Source organism: Micromonospora trifolii (assembly GCF_022229005.1).
Lineage (GTDB): Bacteria > Actinomycetota > Actinomycetes > Mycobacteriales > Micromonosporaceae > Micromonospora > Micromonospora trifolii.
The window spans coordinates 1-22,805 of record NZ_JAKKFD010000031.1; the positions used below are offsets into that span (position 1 = coordinate 1).

General features: G+C 68.9%; 17 protein-coding genes. 10 read left to right on the forward strand and 7 right to left on the reverse strand.

Features of this window, described 5'->3' with window-relative positions:
• Both NIE79_RS19880 and NIE79_RS19885 read right to left on the reverse strand, forming a co-directional pair.
• Nucleotides 1–217, reverse strand: a 217-nt coding sequence (locus NIE79_RS19880) for a hypothetical protein (RefSeq protein WP_238679989.1), incomplete at its 3' end; no start/stop codon positions are given.
• Entirely contained in the window at nt 214–501 is a 288-nt protein-coding gene (locus NIE79_RS19885; protein WP_238679990.1) for a hypothetical protein, read from the reverse strand. The genes NIE79_RS19885 and NIE79_RS19880, both read right to left, overlap by 4 nt.
• A 581-nt stretch (nt 502–1,082) precedes the next feature.
• Between NIE79_RS19885 and NIE79_RS19890 the strand changes: the two genes are divergently transcribed.
• The 4 genes from NIE79_RS19890 to NIE79_RS19905 all read left to right on the forward strand — a co-directional run bounded on the left by NIE79_RS19890 (nt 1,083) and on the right by NIE79_RS19905 (nt 6,698).
• Nucleotides 1,083–2,195, forward strand: a complete 1,113-nt coding sequence (locus NIE79_RS19890; protein WP_238679991.1) for a ricin-type beta-trefoil lectin domain protein — start codon at nt 1,083–1,085, stop codon at nt 2,193–2,195.
• Between the two features lie 168 nt (nt 2,196–2,363).
• Complete coding sequence (locus tag NIE79_RS19895; RefSeq protein ID WP_238679992.1) at nt 2,364–2,942, forward strand: DUF3455 domain-containing protein; 579 nt, start codon at nt 2,364–2,366, stop codon at nt 2,940–2,942.
• Nucleotides 2,943–3,122: 180 nt separating this feature from the next.
• Nucleotides 3,123–4,742, forward strand: coding sequence for a serine/threonine protein kinase (locus NIE79_RS19900; protein ID WP_238679993.1), 1,620 nt, complete (start codon nt 3,123–3,125; stop codon nt 4,740–4,742).
• A 423-nt stretch (nt 4,743–5,165) separates the two neighbouring features.
• Nucleotides 5,166–6,698: a non-reducing end alpha-L-arabinofuranosidase family hydrolase gene (locus NIE79_RS19905; RefSeq protein ID WP_238679994.1), complete on the forward strand. Its 1,533-nt coding sequence runs from the start codon at nt 5,166–5,168 to the stop codon at nt 6,696–6,698.
• Nucleotides 6,699–6,789: 91 nt separating this feature from the next.
• Here the strand turns inward: NIE79_RS19905 and NIE79_RS19910 are convergent, their stop codons facing one another.
• Both NIE79_RS19910 and NIE79_RS19915 read right to left on the reverse strand, forming a co-directional pair.
• Nucleotides 6,790–7,272 carry a class I SAM-dependent methyltransferase gene (locus NIE79_RS19910; protein ID WP_238679995.1) on the reverse strand — a complete coding sequence of 161 codons (483 nt, stop codon included), beginning with the start codon at nt 7,270–7,272 and terminating at the stop codon, nt 6,790–6,792.
• Nucleotides 7,273–7,501: 229 nt separating this feature from the next.
• The gene (locus NIE79_RS19915; protein WP_238679996.1) at nt 7,502–8,989 is read right to left on the reverse strand and encodes an MFS transporter; all 1,488 of its coding nucleotides are present in this window, start codon (nt 8,987–8,989) and stop codon (nt 7,502–7,504) included.
• Between the two features lie 288 nt (nt 8,990–9,277).
• Here NIE79_RS19915 and NIE79_RS19920 point away from each other — a divergent pair, with 288 nt between their 5' ends.
• The gene (locus tag NIE79_RS19920; RefSeq protein ID WP_238679997.1) at nt 9,278–10,033 is read left to right on the forward strand and encodes an SDR family NAD(P)-dependent oxidoreductase; all 756 of its coding nucleotides are present in this window, start codon (nt 9,278–9,280) and stop codon (nt 10,031–10,033) included.
• A gap of 62 nt (nt 10,034–10,095) precedes the next feature.
• Here NIE79_RS19920 and NIE79_RS19925 read toward each other — a convergent pair whose 3' ends face one another.
• Nucleotides 10,096–13,224, reverse strand: coding sequence for a S8 family peptidase (locus tag NIE79_RS19925; protein ID WP_238679998.1), 3,129 nt, complete (start codon nt 13,222–13,224; stop codon nt 10,096–10,098).
• 283 nt (nt 13,225–13,507) lie between these two features.
• Here NIE79_RS19925 and NIE79_RS19930 point away from each other — a divergent pair, with 283 nt between their 5' ends.
• Together NIE79_RS19930 and NIE79_RS19935 are read left to right on the forward strand one after the other, a co-directional pair.
• Nucleotides 13,508–14,008 (forward strand): sigma-70 family RNA polymerase sigma factor, encoded by a 501-nt coding sequence (locus NIE79_RS19930; protein WP_091396991.1) that lies wholly within the window; start codon nt 13,508–13,510, stop codon nt 14,006–14,008.
• On the forward strand, nt 14,001–14,690 hold the full coding sequence (locus NIE79_RS19935; RefSeq protein WP_238679999.1) for an RICIN domain-containing protein: 690 nt from the start codon (nt 14,001–14,003) through the stop codon (nt 14,688–14,690). Before NIE79_RS19930 ends, NIE79_RS19935 begins: the two co-directional genes overlap by 8 nt.
• 72 nt (nt 14,691–14,762) lie before the next feature.
• On the opposite strand, the gene NIE79_RS19940 is transcribed toward NIE79_RS19935, so the two are convergent.
• A complete protein-coding gene (locus NIE79_RS19940; protein ID WP_238680000.1) occupies nt 14,763–16,388 on the reverse strand; it encodes an LPXTG cell wall anchor domain-containing protein in 1,626 nt (541 codons plus the stop codon).
• Nucleotides 16,389–16,828: 440 nt separating this feature from the next.
• Here NIE79_RS19940 and NIE79_RS19945 point away from each other — a divergent pair, with 440 nt between their 5' ends.
• Nucleotides 16,829–18,538: a glucuronyl esterase domain-containing protein gene (locus tag NIE79_RS19945; protein WP_238680001.1), complete on the forward strand. Its 1,710-nt coding sequence runs from the start codon at nt 16,829–16,831 to the stop codon at nt 18,536–18,538.
• A 70-nt stretch (nt 18,539–18,608) separates the two neighbouring features.
• On the opposite strand, the gene NIE79_RS19950 is transcribed toward NIE79_RS19945, so the two are convergent.
• Nucleotides 18,609–19,271 carry a type 1 periplasmic-binding domain-containing protein gene (locus NIE79_RS19950; protein WP_238680002.1) on the reverse strand — a complete coding sequence of 221 codons (663 nt, stop codon included), beginning with the start codon at nt 19,269–19,271 and terminating at the stop codon, nt 18,609–18,611.
• A 340-nt stretch (nt 19,272–19,611) separates the two neighbouring features.
• On the opposite strand from NIE79_RS19950, the gene NIE79_RS19955 reads away from it, so the two are divergent.
• Together NIE79_RS19955 and NIE79_RS19960 are read left to right on the forward strand one after the other, a co-directional pair.
• Nucleotides 19,612–20,670, forward strand: coding sequence for a HupE/UreJ family protein (locus tag NIE79_RS19955; RefSeq protein ID WP_238680003.1), 1,059 nt, complete (start codon nt 19,612–19,614; stop codon nt 20,668–20,670).
• Nucleotides 20,671–20,814: 144 nt separating this feature from the next.
• Nucleotides 20,815–22,788 carry a purple acid phosphatase family protein gene (locus NIE79_RS19960; protein ID WP_238680004.1) on the forward strand — a complete coding sequence of 658 codons (1,974 nt, stop codon included), beginning with the start codon at nt 20,815–20,817 and terminating at the stop codon, nt 22,786–22,788.
• The last annotated feature ends 17 nt before the right edge of the window (nt 22,789–22,805 follow it).

Below are 22,805 nucleotides of genomic sequence, written 5' to 3' on the forward strand. Positions count from 1 at the left end.
GTTGGGCTGTGGCGCGTGCGCGACCGGCTGCCACCGGGTCGCCGCGCTGTGCGGTGTCCCCCGCCCGCCCCTCGGCGGGGGGGGCACCGCTCAGCCGGTCGCCCGCCGCCGGACTCGTCCTGGGGGCGGCCGCCTGTGGCAGGGCGACCGACCGCACAAGCGTCCGCAGCAACGGCGGGACGGCGGCGGCCGGGTGGCGCAGCACGGCGAGGTTCACCGGTTCTTGTGGTCCTTGCCGTCGCGGCCGCCCGGGTCCTGGCCTCCGTGGTCGTCGCCGTTGCTCCGGCTGCCGTCGGCGACAACCTGCGTTCCGGCGTTGGAGGGGTTGCTGCCGCTCTTCCCGGCCGCTCCGCTCACTCCCGCCGAGGTGAAGGCGGCCAGACCGACCACTCCGGTCAACCCGGCCACCCCGGCGACGAGCCAGCGGGCCCGGCGCCGCTTCGGCGGACTTGCCTGACCTGCCGCTACTTCCCTCATGTTCGGGTGCAGATGGTTGGACATCGAGCTACCTAGCCCTTCTCCGTACACCAGTTTCCGCACGTCACAGTCGGTGCAGAAGGCGACAAATCGGTTGCCGCCACCAAGGCGAAGGTAGTCGAGCGATCCTCACATCAAACGGTCTTATGCGAAAAAAGCCTACATTCGACGTACGTGTCACTGGCACCCCAGCAGCACCATGCGCCCTAACGACACTTCCCGGCGCGCCGGGCATGATCCACTCGTCTTTCTTGAAGTCGGGGTATCCCTGGGGCCCGGACACCCCGACTTCAGGGAAGCGGAGTGGATCACTCGCTCGGCTCACCGAGGCCAGGGGCAAGCGGCACGACGGCGAGTGGTCGGCCGACGACGCGGGCCGCCGCAGTCCTCATGCGCCTGCTGGAGTCGGAGACGATCCGCGCGCCCGCCAGGACGCCCGGGCGGCTGGCGCTTGACGTGGGCCACAACAGCGACAAGAATTTACAGGAATCGCTGTTAGCGTTAACAATCCGTCCCAGTGCTGCGACGGCATCGTCATGCCGATGTGGCGACGGTCGCGACGGCCTGACTCCTCGGTCAGCACTACCACTGCAGGGGAGAAATCTATGCGAACGAGGGCAAGATGGCTCGCGGCGACTGCCGCCCTCGGTGTTGTCCTCGCCGGGGTGCTGACCTCGACCGGCCCGGCCAATGCGGAATCCAACGGCGGGGTGCGAGTCATGCCTCTCGGCGACTCCATCACCGAGGGCACCCAGGTGCCGGGCGGGTACCGGATCGGGCTCTGGCAGCGCCTCGTCAACGGTCGGTACACGGTGGACTTCGTCGGGTCGCAGTTCAACGGGCCGGCCAGCCTGGGTGACCACGACCACCAGGGGCATCCCGGCTGGCGCATCGACCAGATCGACGCGAACATCGTCGGCTGGCTGAACACCCAACGGCCGCAGACCGTCCTGCTGCACATCGGGACCAACGACATCCTTCAGAACTACAACGTGAGCACCGCGCCGAACCGGCTCTCCACCCTGATCGACCGGATCACCACCACGGCTCCCACCGCAGAGGTGTTCGTCGCGCAGATCATCCCGCTCTCCAACAGCAACCAGGAGGCGGCCGCACGCACCTTCAACGCGGCGATCCCCGGCATCGTGCAGAGCAAGGTGAACGCCGGCAAGCGGGTACGCCTGGTCGACATGCACAGCGCACTCACCACCGCCGACCTGATCGACGGCATCCACCCCACGTCCGGCGGCTACGACAAGATGGCTGCCCGCTGGTACAGCGCGTTGCAGTCGGTGCCCGGCAGCATCGGCAACCCGGGGAGCGGCAGCGGGCAGACCACCGCGATAGTGGGCGCCCTGTCCGGGCGCTGCGTCGACGTCCCCGGCTCTTCAACCACCAACGGCACCCAGGTGCAGTTGTGGGACTGTCACGGCCGCACCAACCAGCAGTGGACCTACACGAGCAGCAAGACGCTGACCGTGTACGGCAACAAGTGCCTCGACGCCGCCGGCTACGGCACTTCGCCGGGCACCCTGGTCACCATCTACGACTGCCACGGCGGAACGAACCAGCAGTGGAACGTCAACGCCAACGGCACCATCACCGGTGTGCAGTCCGGCCTCTGCCTGGATCCCTCCAACGTGGGTACGGGCAACGGTACGAAGCTCGTCCTCTGGACCTGCACCGGCCAGACCAACCAGCAGTGGAGCCGCCGATAGCTCGTACGGTCGCGCCGGGTGGTCGGATCGCCGGTGATCCGACCACCCGCCGGCACCTCCGCCAGGTGAATGGTCGTTCAAATCGGGCGCGATTTTGATCGTTCTACGCATGCTGTCCGTGCAGGAGAAAGTGGGCGTAGGTGCGCCTGCCTGAGACGGAGGAATCGCATGCTCAGCACGTTTCACTCGCGGGTCCGAGCGGTTGCCGTCGTCGGCATGGCCGGTGTCGTGGCGGCGGTCGGCGCGGTGACCCAGCACGCGTCCGCTGCCGAGGTGGCCGCGCCGACTGCTGTGGGCGCCGACGCACGCCGGGTCGACATCCCGCGCATCGCCACGACAATCAAGCCACCGGCGGGATCACGCCCCGTTGGTGCGTACGTCGTCACTCGCGGAACTCAGACCTACACCTGTGCTGGCGGCGTGTTCACCGGCGGATCGGTGCCGGAGGCCCAGTTGGTCGGCACCGGCGGCCGGGTCCATCACTTCAGGGGCCCGAGCTGGCAGTCGGAGCGGGACGGCTCACTGATCACGGCGAAGAAGACCGCGGAGAGCCCGCGACCGGGGACGGTCCCCGAGCTGCTGCTGACCGTGGACACCCACACCGGCACCGGCATTCTCAGCAACGTCGCGTACATCAGCCGTCTCCTGACGTCGGGTGGCGTCGCCCCGGCCGGCGCCTGCACCGACGGCGAGACGGCGGCCGTGCCGTACGGCGCTGTCTATGTCTTCTGGGCAGCGAAGCGGTAAGGGCTTCGGTGGCGCCGGACGCGACGACGCGACAAGCTCCGGTCGGAGCCCACTCCCCGGACGGCATCGACCGGGTTCGGTGCGCGGACGATAGGCTGCGGCCGGCGTCGGAGTGACCTAAGGGGAACGGGTGATGGGCGGAACGGTTCGCGCGGTGGTCGCTGTCTGCGGGCATCCGGCGTGAGCGACAGGTTGCGTCCCGGTGACCCGGCACGCCTCGGTGGGTACGAGGTGCTCGACCGGCTCGGCGACGGGGGCATGGGCAGTGTCTTCCTGGCCCGTTCGCCGCAGGGGCGGCTGGTGGCCGTCAAGGTCGTCCGTGCGGACCTCTCCCACGACGAGGAGTTCCGGGGTCGGTTCCGTAGTGAGGTGAACCGCGCCCGCCAGGTTCCACCGTTCTGCACGGCCGAGGTCCTGGACGCCGACCCGGACCATGACCCGCCGTATCTGGTGGTGGAGTACGTCGACGGCCCCAGTCTGGCCGAGGTGATCCGACAGCAGGGGCCGTTGGGGGCGGCGCGGCTGCACAGCATCGCTGTCGGGGTGGCCACCGCGCTCACTGCCATCCACGGTGCCGGGGTGATCCACCGCGACCTGAAGCCGGCGAACGTCCTGGTTGCACCGGGAGGAATCAAGGTCATCGACTTCGGCATCGCCCGAGCGTTCGAGGCGACGAGCCAGCACACCCGGACCAACCAGATGGTCGGGACCGTCTCGTACATGGCTCCGGAGCGGTTCGATACGGCTTCCGGCCGTCCGACGGGCCCGGCCGCCGACATCTTCGCCTGGGGGGCCCTGGTCGCGTATGCCGCGACCGGCCGCAGCCCGTTCGGGGGCGACTCCGCCACAGCGACCGCGATGCGGATCCTCACTCAGCCGCCGGACCTGACCGGGCTCGGCGGGCCGTTGCGGGAGTTGGTCTCCCGGGCGTTGGAGAAGGACCCAGCTGCCCGGCCCACCGCCCGGGAGTTGCTCGACGGGTTGTTGACCGCAGCGCCTCCGGTGGGTGCCGGAGGGCCGGCCCAACTCCTGGGCGCGACGCCGCCGAGGAGTACGTCGCCCGTTGCCGGTGGTGATGAAAGGGGCGCAGGGTCGGTGCCGCCGGGTCTGACCACGGGCGGTGGCGCGGGTTCACGCAGGCGGGGATGGTTCACCGCGCTGGGGGCGACTGCTGCGGTGATCGCGGTGCTCGTGCCCGCTTTCATGTTCGGCCCGCAACTGCTGCGGGGGCAGTCCAAACCGAATCTGGCCGGCTCGACGCCGAGCGGTAGCCCGGCAACCAGCGGGCCGGCGGCCACCGCATCCACGCCAGCATCGGGCAAGCCGTCCGCCTCACCGTCGACAAGTGTGGACCCCACCGGGGCCATGCTGGCCGGTCAGCGGCGATTCCTGCTGCACGTGGTGGAGATCGACCGTGACCTGTCGCTGCCGTCTCACGGCGAGCTCGAGGTCGGCGACGGGACCGGCAAGGACGCGCTCTTCGTGCTCGAGCCGGTTGGTGTCGACTACATGATCAAGTCCGTCAACCCGGAGATCGCCCACCGCCCGTGCCTCGGGGTCAAGCTCGATTCTGAGGGGAACAAGTCGCTCGTGGGAGCCGACTGTCGGCCGACCAAGGCGACAGTGTTCGCGATATCCCGTGACGGCAAGGACGACAAGGGGCGCCCCTCCTACGCCATCATCAGCGAGGAGTACGGCCCGGTGCAGTGGAGCCCGACCAAGAGGGAGATCTTCGTCGAGTTTCTCGGCGACGCCCCGCTGATCACCACGTTCAGCATGGTCGATCGAGGCGCGGTCTGAGTCGGACGTACCCCGACGCCTGAAGTCACCGGCGCCGTCGGCAATGGGCAGTCGTCGATGTTAACGCGCCCGCGGAGCCTCCTCAAGGGCTCGGCGGTGGTCCTCGCCGGGGATCTGGGGCGATGCCTGCGGGAATGCGGCTCAAGAGGTTTTGCCCCAAGATCCGCAGCTCGGCAGCGGCTGATGTTCCCAGCACATTACGTCTTGACGAACGGCATGTTATCGCTCACAGTCGATGCCTAAGGACGACGACACCTTGGCTTTCCGGGCAAGCCCTGCCTCGTCGATCTCGAATCAGGCGTGCGCCATCGCTCGCCGGCGTCTTGTTAACGCTAACTTTCTGACGCCTGCGCGCTCGGCCACGCGTCGCGGTACGCCCACCCTCGGGCAGGCCGTTCGGCTCTTGGTCACTGGAGGAGGATCATGTCTGCCCTCGATAGGTCTCCATCGATCGCAACGCCGTCGCGGCGGCGTTGGTGGTTGCCCCGCATCCTCGCCGCCAGCGCGGCGGCGTTGATGGTCGGTGGTGCCGCCGTAGCTGTGGTGTCGTCTCCCGCCGCTGCGGCGTCGGTCGACACGAACGCGTGGTACGTGTTGGTCAATCGCAACAGCGGCAAGGCCCTGGACGTCTACAACCTGGCCACGAACGACGGTGCCCGGATCACCCAGTGGGCCCGCAACAACGGCAACCAGCAGCAGTGGCAGTTCGTCGACTCCGGTGGTGGCTACTACCGGGTGAAGTCGCGGCTGTCCGGCAAGGTGCTGGACGTCTCGGGCTTCTCGACCGCCAACGGTGGCAGCATCGTGCAGTGGAGTGACCTCAATGGCACCAACCAGCAGTTCCGGCTGGCCGACTCGGACAGCGGCTACGTCCGGTTGATCAACCGGAACAGCAACAAGGTGATGGAGGTGCAGGGCGCCTCGACCGCCGACGGCGGAAACATCGTGCAGTACGACGACTGGAACGGCACCAACCAGCAGTGGCAGTTCGTCCGCGTCGACGGAACCACGCCGCCGCCGACGACGACTCCGCCGCCGGGCGGCACGTGCGACCTTCCCTCGACGTACCGGTGGTCCTCCACCGGGGTGTTGGCGAACCCGAAGTCGGGTTGGGTGTCGCTGAAGGACTTCACAGTCGCCCCGTACAACGGCCAGCAGCTGGTCTACGCCACCACGCACGACTTCGGTAGCAGCTGGGGCTCGATGAACTTCAGCCTCTTCTCGAACTACTCGCAGATGGCCTCGGCAACCCAGAACACGATGAACTCCGGGACTGTCGCGCCGTCGCTCTTCTACTTCGCGCCGAAGAACATCTGGGTGCTCACCTACCAGTGGGGTGGCACGGCGTTCTCCTACCGGACCTCGACCAACCCCACCAACGCGAACGGCTGGTCCGCAGCGCAGCCGCTGTTCACCGGCAGCATCACCGGCTCCGGCACCGGTCCGATCGATCAGACGATCATCGGTGACGGTACGAACATGTACCTCTTCTTCGCCGGCGACAACGGCAAGATCTACCGGGCCAGCATGCCGATCGGGAACTTCCCGGGCAACTTCGGCAGTAGCTACACGACCATCATGAGCGACACGCAGAACAACCTGTTCGAGGCCGTTCAGGTCTACAAGCTCCAGGGTCTGAACAAGTACCTCATGATCGTCGAGGCGATCGGCTCGACGGGCCGCTACTTCCGTTCGTTCACGGCGACCAGCCTGAACGGCTCGTGGACGCCGCAGGCCGCGACCCAGAGCAACCCGTTCGCGGGCAAGGTCAACAGCGGTGCGACCTGGACCAACGACATCAGCCACGGTGAGCTGCTGCGCACCAACGCCGACCAGACGATGACCGTCGACGCCTGCAACCTGCAACTGCTCTACCAGGGGCGTTCCCCCAGCTCCGACGGCGTCGACTACGGCCTCCTGCCGTACCGGCCGGGTCTGCTGACCCTGCAGCGCTGACACGATTGATCATGCTCGACTGATCCGGAACGGGCGGGCTCGGCGTCACGCCGAGCCCGCCCGGCTCATGTCAACGCGGCGATCAGCGGGTTCACCGGGTCGGCGTGCCGGTCACGCAGGTCAGCACGTGGCCCCGACCACGGGTCGCGCTCGACGTGGTCGTGGCGAAACCCTGGGTTTCGAGCAGCAGTTCGGTAGCTGTGAGGTTCGCTGTGGCGTGCGCTTCGGTGGGTCGCTCGCCGAAGACGTAGAGCCGCCCTCCCGGTGCCAGCAGACTGCGCATCCGAGCGATCTGCTGCGCCGCGTCGCCCAACCAGAAGAGGCTGACGTTCACCGCGAAGATCTTGGTGAAGTGGTCGGTCGGAAGGTCGGCCGACTCGAACCCGGCTCGCCGGATCTCGGCTCTGCCGGCGTCGATGTGGCTGAGGTTCCGTTGGGTCGCCAGCCGCACCATCGTCGCGGCGCTGTCGATGGCGACGATCCGGCCGGTGGTGAGCTGGCCGGCGACCAGGGAGATGGCAGCCCCGCGACCACAGCCGATCTCCAGCACCTGGTCGTCGGGCGCGACAGCCATGGTCTGCACCGCCCAGCGCTGCCGGTGGGCGGTCGTAACCCGAACCGGTTCGTTCGCCGCGGGGGGCGTCGTGCCGGCGCTGGACGAACCCGGATCGCGGGCCGAAAGAGTGGACCTCACGACGTCACTCGCCGGTGCCTTCTCTGCTCACACCTCTGATTCCACCCTCTCAGCGGAGTCGTTGCACCGTGTCCTCGGTCACCGCGCCGGATCGACCGCGCGCCAGCGATCAGTGCACGGGCACCGGGGTGACGTCCCCGAGGGCGTCCGTCGGGGCCGGGACGTGCTTCGGAGCGCCGGCGTTCACCATTGCCACGGAGACCACTGCTGCCGCGACCACAAAGGCGACGGCGACCCAGTACGCGACCGAGTAGCCGTGCATCAGCGCCTCGTTGCGCTCCTGGGCTTGCGCCGCCGGGCCACCGTGCGCGACCAGGTAGGTGGCGGCCGAACTGGTCGCGATGGTGTTCAACAGGGCGGTGCCGATCGACCCGCCGACCTGCTGCGACGAGCTGATCATCGCGGAGGCGACACCGGCGTCCTTCGGCTCGACGCCGTGGGTGGACATGCTCATCGCGGGCATGAAGGCGGTGCCGATGCCGAGCCCGATCACGGCTTCGGCGAACGCGATCTCCGGGAAGCTGCTGTCCGCGTTGAGCGACGCGAGCAGCACCAGACCGACAGCGGTGACGAGGTAACCACCGACCATGATCGGCCGGGGGGCGATCCGGTGCGCGAGTCGAGCGCCGATCTGCGTGGCCCCGATCGCCTGCGGCACGGCCATCGGCATGAACGCCAGACCGGCCATCACCGGCGACCATCCCTTGACCTGCTGGAAGTAGTAACTGAGCAGGAGGAACATCCCGAACATGCTGACGATCGCGAGGCCGACCGAGAGGTACGCGGCGGCACGGTTGCGTTCGGTCAGGACGCGCAGTGGCAACAGCGGAGACGCGACCCGCGCCTGCACCACGACGAAGGTCGCCAGCAACACCACCCCGGCGGTGAACGATCCGATGGTCACACCCGCCGACCATCCATGGCTCTCGGCGACACCGAACCCGTAGACGAGGCCGACGAGTCCGGAGCTGGCCAGCAGGACTCCGGGGAGGTCGAGCCGGGCGCGGTGCCGCTCGCCGTCGTCGTGGACCGTGCGACTGGCTCCCAGGATCCCGATGACCGCGATCGGCACGAGGACGAACATCGCGAAGCGCCAGTTCAGGTACTGGGTGAGCAGCCCTCCCACGATCAGGCCGACAGCGCCGCCAGCGATCGAGACCGCGCTGAACACGCCGAACGCCTTCGCACGTTCCCTCGGCTGCGTGAAGGACAGGGAGAGCAACGAGAGCGCCGCCGGCGCGAGCAGGGCGGCGAACACACCCTGTAGTGCCCGGGCGAGCAGCAGCATCGCCGCGTTGACGGCCAGGCCGCCGATCGCCGAGGCGATCGCGAAGCCGGCCAGCGCGATCAGGAAGGTGCGCTTACGCCCGACCATGTCACCGATCCGGCCGCCGACCAGCAGCAGGCCGCCGAAGGCCAAGCCGTACGAGGTCACCACCCACTGCCTGCTCCCGTCCGTGAAGTGCAGCGCCTGTTGGGCCGAGGGGAGCGCGATGTTCATGACCGCCCCGTCGAGCACCACCATCAGTTGAGCGATGGAGATGAACAACAGGGCCTTCCACCGCTGGGACTCCGGGGCGGTGCGACCTGTGGGCATGGCTGTTCCTTAAGAGTGTTTTGCGCGGATTCGTGCGACCCGCCCAACGCTAACGACTTTGTGGAACGACCACCAAAGAATGTGCCTGCGATTACAGCCCTCGGGTGGGGCAATGCAGGCGCCAGGATCCGCAGCTTTCCGGCAATTGAGGGGAATCTGCGCCGACAGAGACAGCACTTGTGAGTGTCGTTACTTTGTCGAACGTTCCAGAAAGGGCTAGCGTTCCGTCTCACGAAGAGCCCTGCGGGCCCCGTGGCGGCTCACCTGTCGAAGTGGATGTGAGACGAGATGTCTGGACGGTTGGAAGCAAAGGTGCTGGTCGTGACCGGCGGTACGCAGGGCATGGGCCTGGCGTTCGCGCAGCGGGCGGCCACGGAAGGGGCCCGCGTCGTCATCGGCGCCCGGGACAAGGACCGGGGCGAGGAGGTCGCCGCGCAGATCAGGAACGCGGGCGGCAGCGCTCTCTTCGTGCCCACCGACGTGACGGTCGAGGAGGACATGGCGCGGCTCGTCGACGCCGCGGTGACGGAGTACGGGCGGCTGGACGGCGCGTTCAACAACGCCGGCGGTGGCCCGATGGCCAGCGTGCGCGAGACCGACAGCGACAACTGGCACCGGTCGCTCGCCCTCAACCTGACGAGCGTCTTCTACGGCCTCAAGTACGAGCTCCCGGCGATCATCGCCTCCGGCGGTGGCGCGATCGTCAACAACGCCTCCGTCTCCGGCGTGAAGGGTGACGGGACCCAGGCCGCCTACAACGCGGCGAAGCACGGCGTCATCGGGCTGACCCGCTCGGCGGCCCACGATGTGGCGCGCTCCGGTGTGCGGGTCAACGCCCTGGTCACCGGTCTGATCGACACGCCGCTCTGGCAGGGTGTGGTCAGCCAGGCCCCGGAGATCGCGGAGCGCTACCTGTCGGCGCAGCCGACCGGACGCGCCGGCACGTCCGACGAGGTCGCCGCGCTCACCGCGTTCCTGCTCAGCGACGAGGCCACCTTCATCAGCGGCGCGTCCATCGCCATCGACGGTGCCCTCACCGCCTGAGGCACTCGGATCTGGTACGGGGTGGCGGCTCCAGCAGCCGCCACCCCGGACCGAGCGATGCGTCAGGCGATCCGGTAGGCCCGCTGGATCGTCTGCGTGACAGTGTTGCCGGCGGTGTCGGTGGCGGTCAGCCGCAGAGAGACGAATCCGGCCCGTCGCGGATGACTGATCAGCGCGACGTTCCGGAGCACCGGCAACGCGACCCACGTACGACCGTCGTCGAACGACGCGGACACACCGAGCGTGCGGTTGGGCGCTGCCTTCGAACCGGCCTGCCGATCCAGCGTCACCGGAATCGGCATGATCCGGCCCGCGCGTGCCGTGTTGGTGTCATCGAGCACTGGCGTCGGCCGAGCCGTCGTCAGGGGCAACCGCTCCGGTGACGCGGTGTGCGCCGAGGTGAAGGTCCAGGCCGCCGCGACCGACGTCGACAGCGTGTCCGGAGCCTCCCGGGTGACAGCCGCCTCCAGCCGGTAGGTGGCCTTCCCGGCGGGCACCGCGAACTCGGCCCACGGGCTGTCCGAGGTGCCGATCTCCTTACCGTCACGCAGCAGCCGGAACCGCACCGGCCGGTCGTCGCGGCTCGCGGGGCGACCGGCCGCGTCGCCGAACAGTGGCAACGACGCGATCGAGATGGTGTCGCCGTCGCGGCCCGCGTACCCCAGGGGTGACAGGGTCGGTGCCTGGGTCACTGTGGGCCCGAAGGGCGCCGCGTTCCAGGTCTGGTTGTACGTGCGCCCCGACTTGAACGTCGAATCCTGCGTCGTGAGGGTGTCCCCCTCGATGAACGTGGACGTCCAGACGATGCCGCCGTCGGTGTTGTAGTACTCGGTGCCCTTGAACGGCAGGTCGACAGGCGTGTTCGACCCGATCGGACCAGCGCCTCCGGGCGCCGACGCGCGGTGGAACCGGGTGGCCGTCGCCGTCGTGGACTGGCTCCGGTAGGTCGCCCGGACGGTGGCCAGGTTCTTTGGCGACAGCTTCCTGGTCAGGCCGGTGAACATGTCGCCCTTGTCGACGTACGCCAGGTCGTAGGTGTAGGGGCTGTTCCGGAAGGTGCCGTCCCTGCCCGGTCGGGCGAGCCCGACGCCCAGCGTCGCGGTGAACTCGGGCGCCGTGACGGCGGGCCCGAGCCGGCCGAAGAAGACGTCGGTGAAGGACGCTCCGCTGAGTTGGACGCCCGGGTAACGCATGCCGTCGTCCCAGTTGGCGCTCACGTTGATCGAGATCGGCGCGGCGTCGTGCTGCGGCACTGTCAACGCGACCGGCTTGGCGTTGCGGGCGTCGACGGCCTCGGTGACCGGGCCGCGTACGTCCAGGACCGGCTGTGCGAGCAGCGTCGACACGGCGCCCTCGTGGATGGTGCTGTACAGCGCGTACCGACCCTTGGGCAGCCGCAGGACGCCACCGCCCGGTGTCGCGGGGAGGGTGCTGAACTCGCCGGTGGTCAGGTTCGCCGCCACTGTCGTGTACTCGGTGGCCGGCTTACCGTCGCGTCCGGTGTGGTTGAGCCGTACGTCGTAGCTCTCGATCTCACGGTTCAACACGAAGGGCGTCCGTACCCGCAGGTCGCCGGCGCCGGTAGCGGTCAGCGCCCCCTGGTAGACGCCGTCCGGGGCGTTCACCCGGGTGTCCACAGTGATCGTCGCCTCGGCGCGGCCGCCGGCCGGCACCACGAGCGTGGCCGGGCTGACCGTGAGCATGCCGGCCGGGGCCGGAGCGATGGCCAGGGTCAGGGTGACCGGCGCGGTGCCCGTGTTGCGGTAGCCGACGACCTGGGTGATCGGGCTGTCGTCGGAGTGCGGCCAGCGCTGCACCGGAAAGTCGATGGCGGCGATGTCGGTGGCGACCGGCTGGGCGACCGCGCGGGCGATGTCCACCCGGCCGGCGCCCTGCTCGTAGATGGTGTCCTCGCCGGTCGGCTTGGCCGAGTCCATCAGGGCGGCCTTGAGCTGCGGCCCGGTCCAGTCCGGGTGCTGCCCGGCGAGAATCGCGGCGGTGCCGGCCACGTGTGGGGTCGCCATCGACGTACCCGACATGGTGGCGTAGTCGCCGCCGGGGGCGGCGGCCACGATGTCGACGCCCGGCGCGCTGATCTCGGGCTTGATGTGGTTGTCGCCGACGCGCGGGCCCCGGCTGGAGAAGTAGGCCCGCTGGTCGTCGGCGTCCACGGCGGCGACGGCGAGAGCGTCGTCGGCGGAGGCCGGCGAGGAGACCGACTTCGGCTTCCCCTCGTTGCCGGCCGCGACCACGAAGAGGATGCCGTACTGATGACTCAGGTCCTGGACCGCGGTCTCCAGCGGGTCGAGACCGGGCGCGTCGTCGCCGCCCACGCTCAGGTTGACCACACGGGTCTGCGGCGCGAGCCACTGCATGCCGGCGATGATGTCCGAGTCCTGGCACTCGGTGGTGGCGCAGACCTTGCCGACGAGCAGCTTCGCCCCCGGCGCGACCCCGCGATACCTGCCGCCGGAGGCGGCGCCGCTGCCGACGATCGTCGACGCCACGTGGGTGCCGTGGCCGACCGAGTCGCTGGGGTCGTTGCCGCCGGTGAAGTCCCGGACCTCGGCGAGGTGGCCGGCGAAGTCGGGGTGGCTGGCGTCGATCCCGGTGTCCAGCACGCCGACGGTGACGCCGGTGCCGTCGAAACCGGCCTGCCACGCCGCCGGGGCACCGATCTGCGGCACGCTGCGATCGAGGGAGACCTTGCGCTTGCCGTCCAGCCAGATGTGGGTGATCCCCGCGGCGAGGGTGCGCGCTGACGACGTACCCCGGGTCAGCGACGCCCAGAGCGTCACCCGGTCGTCCCGGTCCGCCCGGACCGCGAGCGCGTGCGCGGCCGGGAGATCGGCCCGCACCCGCCCGGCACCCCCGGTGGTCGCGGTCCGCGCCCGCGTCGCCATGTTCTCGGGGTACGCGACCAGCAGCGGCAACTCGGCTGCCCGGTCGTCGTAGCCGAACTCGCCGAGCGTGCCGAGGTCGAACAGGCGTCGATCGAGCCGCCCGTCCCGCACCAGTGGCATCGCGTCCACCGGAATGACGTACTGGTGACCGTCTTCCCGGCTGCTCACGAACCGCATGCCGGCCCGACCCGGCCCGCGCTGGATCTGCGGGCGGCCCGCCGCGTCCAGCGAAACCCGGTCCCCGGTGATCAGGGTGAAGGTTCCGTGGGCGCCGGGGGCCGTGGCCATCGGCTTCTCCTGCGCGTTCGCCGGTTGGGCGGTCAGGCCCGCCGCAACCAGCGCGGTCGCGAGTACGCCGGCTGTCAAAGCGCGTCGTTGCCGTCGTCGCACATCGTCCTCTCCGCCACGGGCGTCTCCCGGGTCGGCACGATGACGCCTGACCAGGTCGTTAGGTTGATCACCCTGGTGTGACAGAGGCCACAATCTCGCCCCGCGCCGACGCGACCGGTCCACCCCGGCGAGTTCCATGCGGCGGTGACCAGGGGACGAGGCAGGGGAGGGCACCGGTCGGATGCGTGACGCCGAAGAGTTCGACGCCCTCTACGCGGCCTGTGCGGGTCGGGTCGTGGGTCACGTGTACGCGCTCACCGGCAACCGCGCCGAGGCGGAGGACGCCGTGGCCGAGGCGTTCATGCGGGCCTGGCAGCGATGGGCGACGGTACGGGAGACGGACAGTCCGGAGGCGTGGGTCCGCCGGGTGGCCTCCCGGATCGCTGTGAGCAGCTGGCGCAAGGCGTTCAACCGGGTACGCGCACACCGCCGCGCCGCTGTCGACCAGGGTGTGCCCGGACTGAACGAGGACCACGTCGCACTGTTGCAGGCGCTGCAACGGCTGAGCGCCAACGAGCGGCGGGCCGTTGTGCTGCACCATCTCAACGACCTCAGCGTCGCGGAGGTGGCAGCCGAGATGCAGGCCCCCGTCGGAACGGTGAAGACGTACCTCGCCCGTGGTCGGAGAGCGATGGCCGGGTTGCTGACCGATGCGCACCAGGAGGAGACCTCCCATGGCTGATCCGCGCGACGATCTCGGGGCGATCGTGGACGAGGTCCGGCGAGTCACCACGCTGCCGGGGGCACAGACGTTGCGGCACCGCAGCGACCGGCGTCGGCGGCGTCGGACGGTCGTCGGCGCCGCGGGGCTGGCCGTGGTGGCCCTCGCCGCTGGCACCGCCCTGGTGCAGGTGCGGGACGACGTCGAGTCGCCCGGTGTCGGTCCGGCCACCTCTGTCGCACCGCCAGTGGTCCCGTCCGCGACCGCCTCGGCGGGACCGCAGGAGATCCTCGCTGGCCGGCGGCAGGTTCAGATCGTGCTGCCCGGTATGCGCGGGGCCACGTTGGCGATCGACAGCGACGGCGATCAGGTGCGGGCCACCACCGAACAGGGCATCGACGACCGCGCGCTGTGGGTGCTGCGCCCCGAGGGCGACAGGTACCGGATCCTCCTGGCATCCGGCGCCAACGCGATCTGCATGACAGTCGTGCACGACACCGCGCCGGGCAGCGTACGCGGCCGGGCGTGTGATGCCGCCGCCTCGACGCAGCTCTTCCGGATCGATCAGGTTCCTGACGGCAGCTACTCGATCTTCCAGGGCAAGCGTTACGTCCAGGTGGTCGACGGCACCAACGCCCTCGTCCCCGACCTGCCCGAGGGCCTGACCACCACGTACGAGTTCCTGGACCGCGGGCCGAGGTGAGCGGCCTCGACACCGGTGACACAGCGGGGGTGGGCCGGCGTCGGCCCACCCCCGCTGTCACCCGTTGCTGAATCAGTCGCGCGGGATCTGCAACACCACGCGTCGACGGCGGAACAGCACGAGCAGCGCGGCGCCGAGCAGAAGCACTGCCGCACCGGCGCTGGCGAGCATGGCGGCCGGTGCGCCGGTGATGGGCAGGCCGCCACCCGAGCCGCCCTCGTCGTCACCGCCGCCAGTGCCGCCGCCAGCAGTGGCGCTGGTGATGACGATCCGGGCGGTGTTGTTCTCCGGCTTTGACTCGGACGCCGAGGTGTCGCTGCCGGCCACGATCGTGCCGTCGGTGCCCGGAGTGGACTTGATCTTCACCTCGACGGTCGACCTGATGCGGCCCCAACCGGATGCCGTGGCCGCGAAGTCGCCCGCGAAGTTGCAATCGAGCTTGGGCGATTCCAGCCCGGGGACGTCGGACCAGCACCACACGTTGGGCACCAGGGCCGTTCCGGTCGGCGCCGTGATGATCACTGTCGGGCCGCGGCCGTCGGCGGGACCGTTGTTGACGACCTCGTAGACGACGCTGACCGTCTGACCGACGGCACCCTTGACCGCCGGCGCGGTCACCGAGATGTCGAGGGTGTTCGGCTTGGTCCAGAACCCGAACAACACGTGGTTGTCGGACTCGTCGAGCTCGCCCTGCGCCGCGCGCTGCCGCGTGAGGTCACCCTTCGCGCCCTTCGCGGCGAGCTTGCGAACAGCCTCGGCGAACGACGGCCCGGTGCCCTTGGTGCGGGTGCTGCCCTTGGCCGAGCGCTCCTGCCCGGCGAGGGCGACATGCACCCCACCGTAGTTCTTACTCGGGCCGTCCATGTTGCGGCCAAAGTTGATGTTGAAGAGCGACGTCCCGGTCTCGTCGTCGAAGAAGAGCAGACCGTCGCCGGGCGCGAGGCTCGTCGGGACCGCGCAGGTGACCTCGTTGGGCCCGTACACGTAAGGCTTGCCGATGTCGTCCGGGTGGTAGTCGGTGTAGGTGCAGTCGCTGTACCGCTCGGCGAACGTGGCGCCGGTGGGAACACCGACCGTTACGGTGAAGTTCTCGGCGGCGGCGTCGCCCTCGTTGCCGACGCCCGCATACAGCGGGACGGTGTCACCCGGGCCGACCGGCGTCTTCTCGTCGTTCAGGTCCTGTGCGGCGGCGACCAGATCGGGGCCGGACGGGACCACAGTGACCGGGAACGAGGTGGTGTCGTTGCCCGGTGCCATGTCGTCTTCGGCGCCGTCGATGGTGACGGTGACCGAGCCGGCGTCGCCGGGGGCGGCACCTGGGCGGCTGGCCAGCGTCAGGGGGTAGATGGACTCGAACCGGCCGGCGTTGAGCGCTCCGACGTTGCAGGTGACAGTGGTGTCGGCGAGCTTGCAGTCGCTGCGATCCGGCACGGACGCGGTGACCCTGTCGGAGACCTTGCTCAGGTCCAGGGTGACGGTCACCGCCGTCGCCGGGGCCTCGCCGTGGTTGTAGACGTACATGCCGACGGTTCTGCCGTTGTGGTCGATCTCAGCAACGGGTTCATTGCGGAACGAGACGAACAGCTCGGGCAGCGCCTCGGCGGCAGCCGCCGTGTGTGGGGCGCTGAAGAGGGTGGCCGTTGCCAGCAGCGCTGTCGCCGCGGCGAGGCGCGAGAATTTTGACGGTATGCGGTTCACGTCATCTCCGTTGGGGGGGGTATTGGCCGCACTCTAACTGTTGATCATCAGAATTTCCGTCCCCCTCCTCGCGGTTCGGCGCCCCCGGTAACGGGCGTCGGATCGCTCTGGCCAGGCCGCAGGCCTCGGTCTGCCGGACCGCTGGCCATCGCTGTTGATCGAAGGACGTCGAAATGTTTCCGACACGACATCGGCTTGGCTCACCATCAGCATCGGCGGTTTGGCCAGCCTGGCTGGGCCGTCGACGGCACCCCCGTGGCTTCGCCGTCCGCGGTCAACACTGCAAGCGCGGGAGTGCCCGCCACCCTCGGGGGCCGAAACTTTCGGAAAAACATTGACACTCTCGAATGAGTCGACTCAGGCTTGACGTGGCTGGCAATCGTGATCACTGATCTCGCTTCGTCCCTTCCTATGATCACCAACTCGGAAGGAGACCTCTGGTGACCATCCCCTCGGGCCGTCCCAGAACCCGGTTCCTGGTCGTCGTGCTGGCGCTGGCAGCGCTCACGGTCGCCGGATCGGTATCGGTAGTAACCCGAACGACGAACGCTCAGGCCGCAGTAGGCCCGCTGGCTGCGGCAGTGGAGGACGAGGGCGCCGACTGCGCGGTGTCCGGTCTGCCTGACCTTGGCTCGCTGCCCACAAACGCCAAGCTTCCCGACCCCTTCAAGAAGCTGAACGGGGCGACCATCACCACCAGGTCCGACTGGCGCTGCCGCCGGGCGGAGATCAGGGAGCTTGCCGAGAAGTTCGTCTTCGGCGACAAGCCGGCCAAGCCCGCGACGGTCACGGGGACGGTGTCCAACAGCACCGTCACCGTCAACGTGGCACACAACGGCAGGAGTTCCAGCTTCTCGGCGCGGGTCGAGTTGCCCAGCGGCACCGGTCCCTTCCCCGCCGTCGTGGTCGTCGGCGGGTTCGGCGCCGACACGGCCACCATCAAGGCCGCCGGCGCTGCCGTGATCAGTTACGACCCGTTGGCGGTCGGCCGCGAGGGCACCCCCCGGAACAACAAACAGGGCGCGTTCTACAGCATCTACGGCTCATCGAGCAGCACCGGACTCCTCGCCGCCTGGGGCTGGGGCGTCAGCCGGATCATCGACGTCATCGAGCAGTCCGACGGCAGGATCCTCAAGGCGGACGCGATGGGCGTCACCGGTTGCTCCCGTTACGGCAAGGGCGCCTTCGCGATCGGGGTGTTCGACCAGCGCATCGCCCTGACCATGCCGATCGAATCGGGCAGCGCGGGCGTTCCCATCTTCCGGGGCATCCCAGGTGAGGGCGCGCAGAGCCTGAGCAGCGCGTACGGGGAGCAACCCTGGCTGGGTGACGCGTTCGGCTCCTTCACCGGTAGCCCCAACCGGCTCCCGGTGGACACCCACGAGATGGTCGCGATGGTGGCACCGCGCGGACTGTTCATCATGGACAACCCGCACATCGCCAACCTCGGCCCCCGGTCGGCGAGCGTCGCGGCCCTGGGCGGCGCGGAGGTCTACAAGGCGCTCGGCGCCGGTGACAACATCACCTACTGGTCCGACGTGCAGGACGGCAGCCACTGCGCCAACCGCTCGGAGTGGCGTACCCCGTTGCAGAACAACATCCGCAAGTTCCTGCTGAGGACGGGCAACGAGCCGGGTGTGATCCGAATTTCCAGCAAGGCGCTCGGCCGGTTGGCCGACTGGCGGGACTGGCCGACACCGGTCCTGGCTGACGGCCCGACCACCCCGCCGCCGACCACCCCGCCCCCGACCACGCCCCCTCCGACCACGCCCCCTCCGACCACGCCCCCTCCGACCACGCCGCCTCCGACCACGCCGCCTCCGACCACGCCCCCTCCGACCACCCCGCCTCCGGCCGGTGGTGGCTGTGTGGCGACGGTGTCGGTCAACCAGTGGACGGGCGGTTTCGTCGCCACGGTGCGGGTGACCGCAGGCACCGCGCCGGTCAACGGTTGGACGGTCGCCATGACTCTGCCGTCGGGTGCCAGCATCACCAGCGTCTGGAGCGCCAACCGGAGCGGCAGCACCGGGACCGTTCAGTTCACCAATGTCGCCTACAACGGCGCCATCGCGGCCGGGCAGTCGACCGAGTTCGGTTACCAGGGCAGCGGCACCGGTGCGGGGATGACTCCCACCTGTTCCGCCGGGTGACCCGCAGGCCCGGTGCGGAGGGGGCATCGCCTCCGCGCCGGGTCGCGCGGCTCCAGCCGGAGCCCGAGCGTCAGAGCCAGACCACGAGCCCGGTCAGGTCGTTGAGGACCGCGGCCACGCCCGCCCGGATGGCTGCCGCACAGCGATCGGCGGTGAACGAGTTCGGGTCGTACGTCGAGGACATGCCGAGTCCCTCGCCACGGAACGACGCGCCGTCCCAGTCGACAGCTGTGACGTTGTGGGTGGGCTCGGCGAGTTCCGCGCCTACCACGAGGAACTTCTCGTCCAGGTGGTTCGGGGTGACCAGCGCGAGCCCGTCGATGAGGTCGTTGCCCGCGCTGACGATCAGGTCCGGGCCCATCTCCATCGCCTTGGCGATGTTGGGAACGCTGTCGTGCGCATTGCCGACGACGATCGTCCTCAGGTCGACGTGCTCGTCGTCGGCCCACTCCTTCACCGCAGTCACAACGGCCTTGGTCGGGTTGTCGGTACCGCTGGTCAGCAGGACGACCCGGTAGTCCTTCGGCGGGTGGACGTCGGCCCACGAGCCGGGCTGCGGGGTGATCGTCGCCTCCGGAGCGGGCTTCGTGGAGGGGTCGACGAACCCCGGGCCGAGAGTGCCGATGGCGCTGGGCGCCGGACGTGGCTCGGACCAGTCGTCGCTGGAGTTGCAGGCGGTGACCAGCGCGGCGGTCGCGGCCAGCATGGCAACGGCCCGAAGCGGGGGGCGCAAGGTGATCGTCCTCCGGGTGGTGGCGGAAAGTGCGCGTACTTCTTCGTATTCCTATCTCAATTCCGGTCACCGGTAATCGGTGGGCGGTCGTTCGGGGAAGTTGTTCTCCGGCGGTTCGTCGGTGCGCGGGTTGGTGTTCACCCACGACATGCAACGTGCACTGGCCAACCGAGGGAGTCGAATGTTAGGCCGCATCCGCCGTACCGTTATCGTCGCCGCTGTCGGTTTCGCCGCAGCGGTGGTTCCGTTTCTGGGCGCCGAACCGGCGTCCGCGCACGGCTTCTCGTCGACTGTTTACGCCAAAATTGCAGCGGGAGATGAGGGTCACATTCGGACCGGGGTGGAGCTCGAATACGACCTCCTCGTCGTGTCCGCCGCGGATGCCGGCCACGACGACCCGCTCTTCCAGGCGGGAACCGCCGCGTTCGAGGCGGGCGACACCGCCGCCCAGGCCGCCGCACTGAAGAGTCACGCGTCGGCGGTCCTCGGGTACGTCTCCGACCGGTTCTCGGTGAGTTCCCAGGGTGCGGCCTGCCGGCCGACCCAGGTGGGCGACGCGACGATCGGCGAGCGTGAGGGCGTGCCGTACGCGGACCTGCTGCTCGACTGGACCTGCCCGGAGCCGGTCGACGAGCACGTGGTGCGCAGCGGCCTCTTCCCGGATGGCGAGGGCTACGTCAAGGGCACGAAGACGATCGTCACCTACGAGATCGACGGCCGTTCGGGCAGTGCGGCGCTCGACTCCGCCAACCCGTCCTTCTCGACCGCGCAGGCCTGGTACCAGCGGTTCGGCGAGTTCTTCCTCCTGGGCGCCGAGCATCTGCTGACCGGGATCGACCACATCCTGTTCCTGCTGGCGCTCATCGCCGGGTCGCGGCGGCTCCGGGAGATCGTGCTCGCGGCCACCAGTTTCACCCTGGCGCACTCGGTGACGTTCATGCTCGCCGCACTCGGCCTGGTCGAGGTGCCGGGGGTGATCGTGGAGCCGATCATCGCGTTGTCGATCGCCGTCGTCGCCGGTTGGCACCTGTGGGGGATCTGGCGGCGTGGTGAGCACGCGGCCGATCTGGAGACGGCCGGGCGCGGTCACTTCAGCCTGGATCGGGCCGGCTGGATCCGCCTCGGCGTGGTGTTCTGCTTCGGCCTCGTGCACGGCCTGGGCTTCGCGGGCGCCCTGGGTATCGACGAGGCGTGGTCGTGGACCCTGCTGTGGTCGCTGCTGGTGTTCAACGTCGGCATCGAGGTCGTTCAGTTGACGATTATCGCTGTCGTCTTCCCGCTGCTGTTCGTGCTGCGCCGCCGTGCGCCGAAAGCTGGCCTCTGGGCGACCGGGGCTGTTTCTGCGGGCGTGTCCATTATGGGGTTGATCTGGTTTGTGCAGCGCATTTCTGGATCATGAGTAGGGCTAAGTAGTTCGTGAAGTGCAGTCTTTCGCAAGATCACGTTCATGGTCGGTTCATCGGGCGGCGAAAGCGTGGAATTGCTTCCCCAGCGTCGGGTGAAGGCACAATCCATTTCTCTATTTGAAAAGGGAACAATGTCGATGACATTGAGCACCTCGACACGGGCCACCGCGCTCGTGCGGCGGCGCCTGGTCGCCGGGGTCGCAGCCGGGTTCCTCGGTTTGGGCGCGGCCCTCGGTAGTGGCCTGATGGCCACCGCGAGCGCTGCCGAGTCCACCACGATCACCGGTGTGGTCCTCGGCGTCGGCGCCAACGAGACCCAGCGCATCGTGAGCTGGTACTCCTCCGCCGACACCGCGCAGAAGATCCAGCTCGCCCCGACCGCCGAGATCGTCAACGGCGAGTTCCCGGCCGGCGCGGTCAGCTTCGACGCCGTCGGTGCGGCGAACACCTCCACCACCGGCTTCAACCGGCACGCCACGATCAGCAACCTGCGTGAGAAGACGGCGTACTCGTACCGGGTCGGCGCCGAGGGCAGCTGGTCCCCGGCGTACGCCTTCAAGACGCAGGACTTCGAGGGCGACTACGACTTCCTGTTCTTCGGCGACCCGCAGATCGGCTCCTCCGGTGACCGGCTGAAGGACCAGGCCGGCTGGGAGGACACCCTGAAGGTCGCCACCGCGGCGAACCCGAACGCCGAGCTGCTGGTCTCAGCCGGCGACCACGTCGAGAGCGCCAACGACGAGGGTCAGTGGACCTCGTTCCTGGCCCCCGACCAGCTGCGTCAGATCCCCCTCGTCGCCACCATCGGTAACCACGACGTCGGCGGCAAGTCCTACGAGCAGCACCACTTCACCCCGAACACCGACCGCTCGTCTGCGTACTACAACGGGGACCAGGCGACCCGGTCCGGCGGCGACTACTGGTTCATCCACAAGGATGTGCTGTTCATCGACCTGAACAGCAACAGCTACGTCAACCCGGCGGACGGCTCCGCCGGCGGCGACGCGGCGCACGTCGCGTACGTCACCGACGTCATCAACAAGCACGGCTCCGAGGCCAAGTGGAAGGTGCTGGTCTACCACCACTCCATCTACTCGCCGGCCACTCACGCGACCGACACCGACAACAAGCAGCGGCGGGAAGACTTCACCACCGCGTTCTCCAACCTCGGCGTCGACATGGTGCTCCAGGGCCACGACCACAGCTACTCGCGCAGCTACTCCATCAAGAACGGCCAGAAGGAGAACCCGGCGGAGAAGCCGGGTGCTGCCGACGTGTTCCCCGGCCCGGGTGGCGTCATCTACGTGACGGCCAACTCGGCCTCCGGCTCGAAGTACTACGACATCAAGAAGCCGGACGCCACCGGCACCGGCATCCGTGGCAACGGCCCGGATCCGCTGGACGCGAACAAGTACTGGTACAACTCCGTGCAGAACCAGGAGCACGTGCGCAGCTACGTCAAGGTGCAGGTTCGTGGCGACAAGCTGGTTCTCGCGAACGTTCGCAGCGGCACCTGCGCGGTGCCGAACGCGGCCGTCGAGAAGGGCCTGTCCTGCGTCAACACCCCGGACGGTCAGCCGGTCGGCTCGATCGTCGACAACGTGACGGTGCACCCGTTCCACGGTGACGGCCAGGCGATCCAGGTCAACGTGCCGAACCCGGCTCCGGGCGAGTTCGGCTGGACGATCGACGGCTACAACGGTCTGGTCGACCTGGGTACCGCGCAGGAGCGCAACGGCACCTCCTTCCAGGCCAACGGCAAGATCAACCCGATCCTCGTGTCGGACAGCCGCCGGACGCTCGCCCCGTGGTCGATCTCGGCCAACGTCGGTGACTTCTCCGACTCCGACAAGAAGTTCTCCGGCTCCTACCTCGGTTGGAACCCGTACGTGCTCGACGCCGGCGCGGGCGCCGAGGCCGGTGCCCCGGTCCTGTCGTCCCTCGACGACCAGGGCAAGGGCCTCTCGGTCTCCAGCGCGCTCGCCGCGGCCGCGCAGGGTCACCCGCGTGGCGGCGCCAAGCTCGGCGCTGACCTGGACCTGAAGATCCCGGACAGCATCGCGAAGGGCAGCTACCGCACCACCCTCACGATCACCGCACTGAGCAGCTGACCGGGCTGTTCCACTCG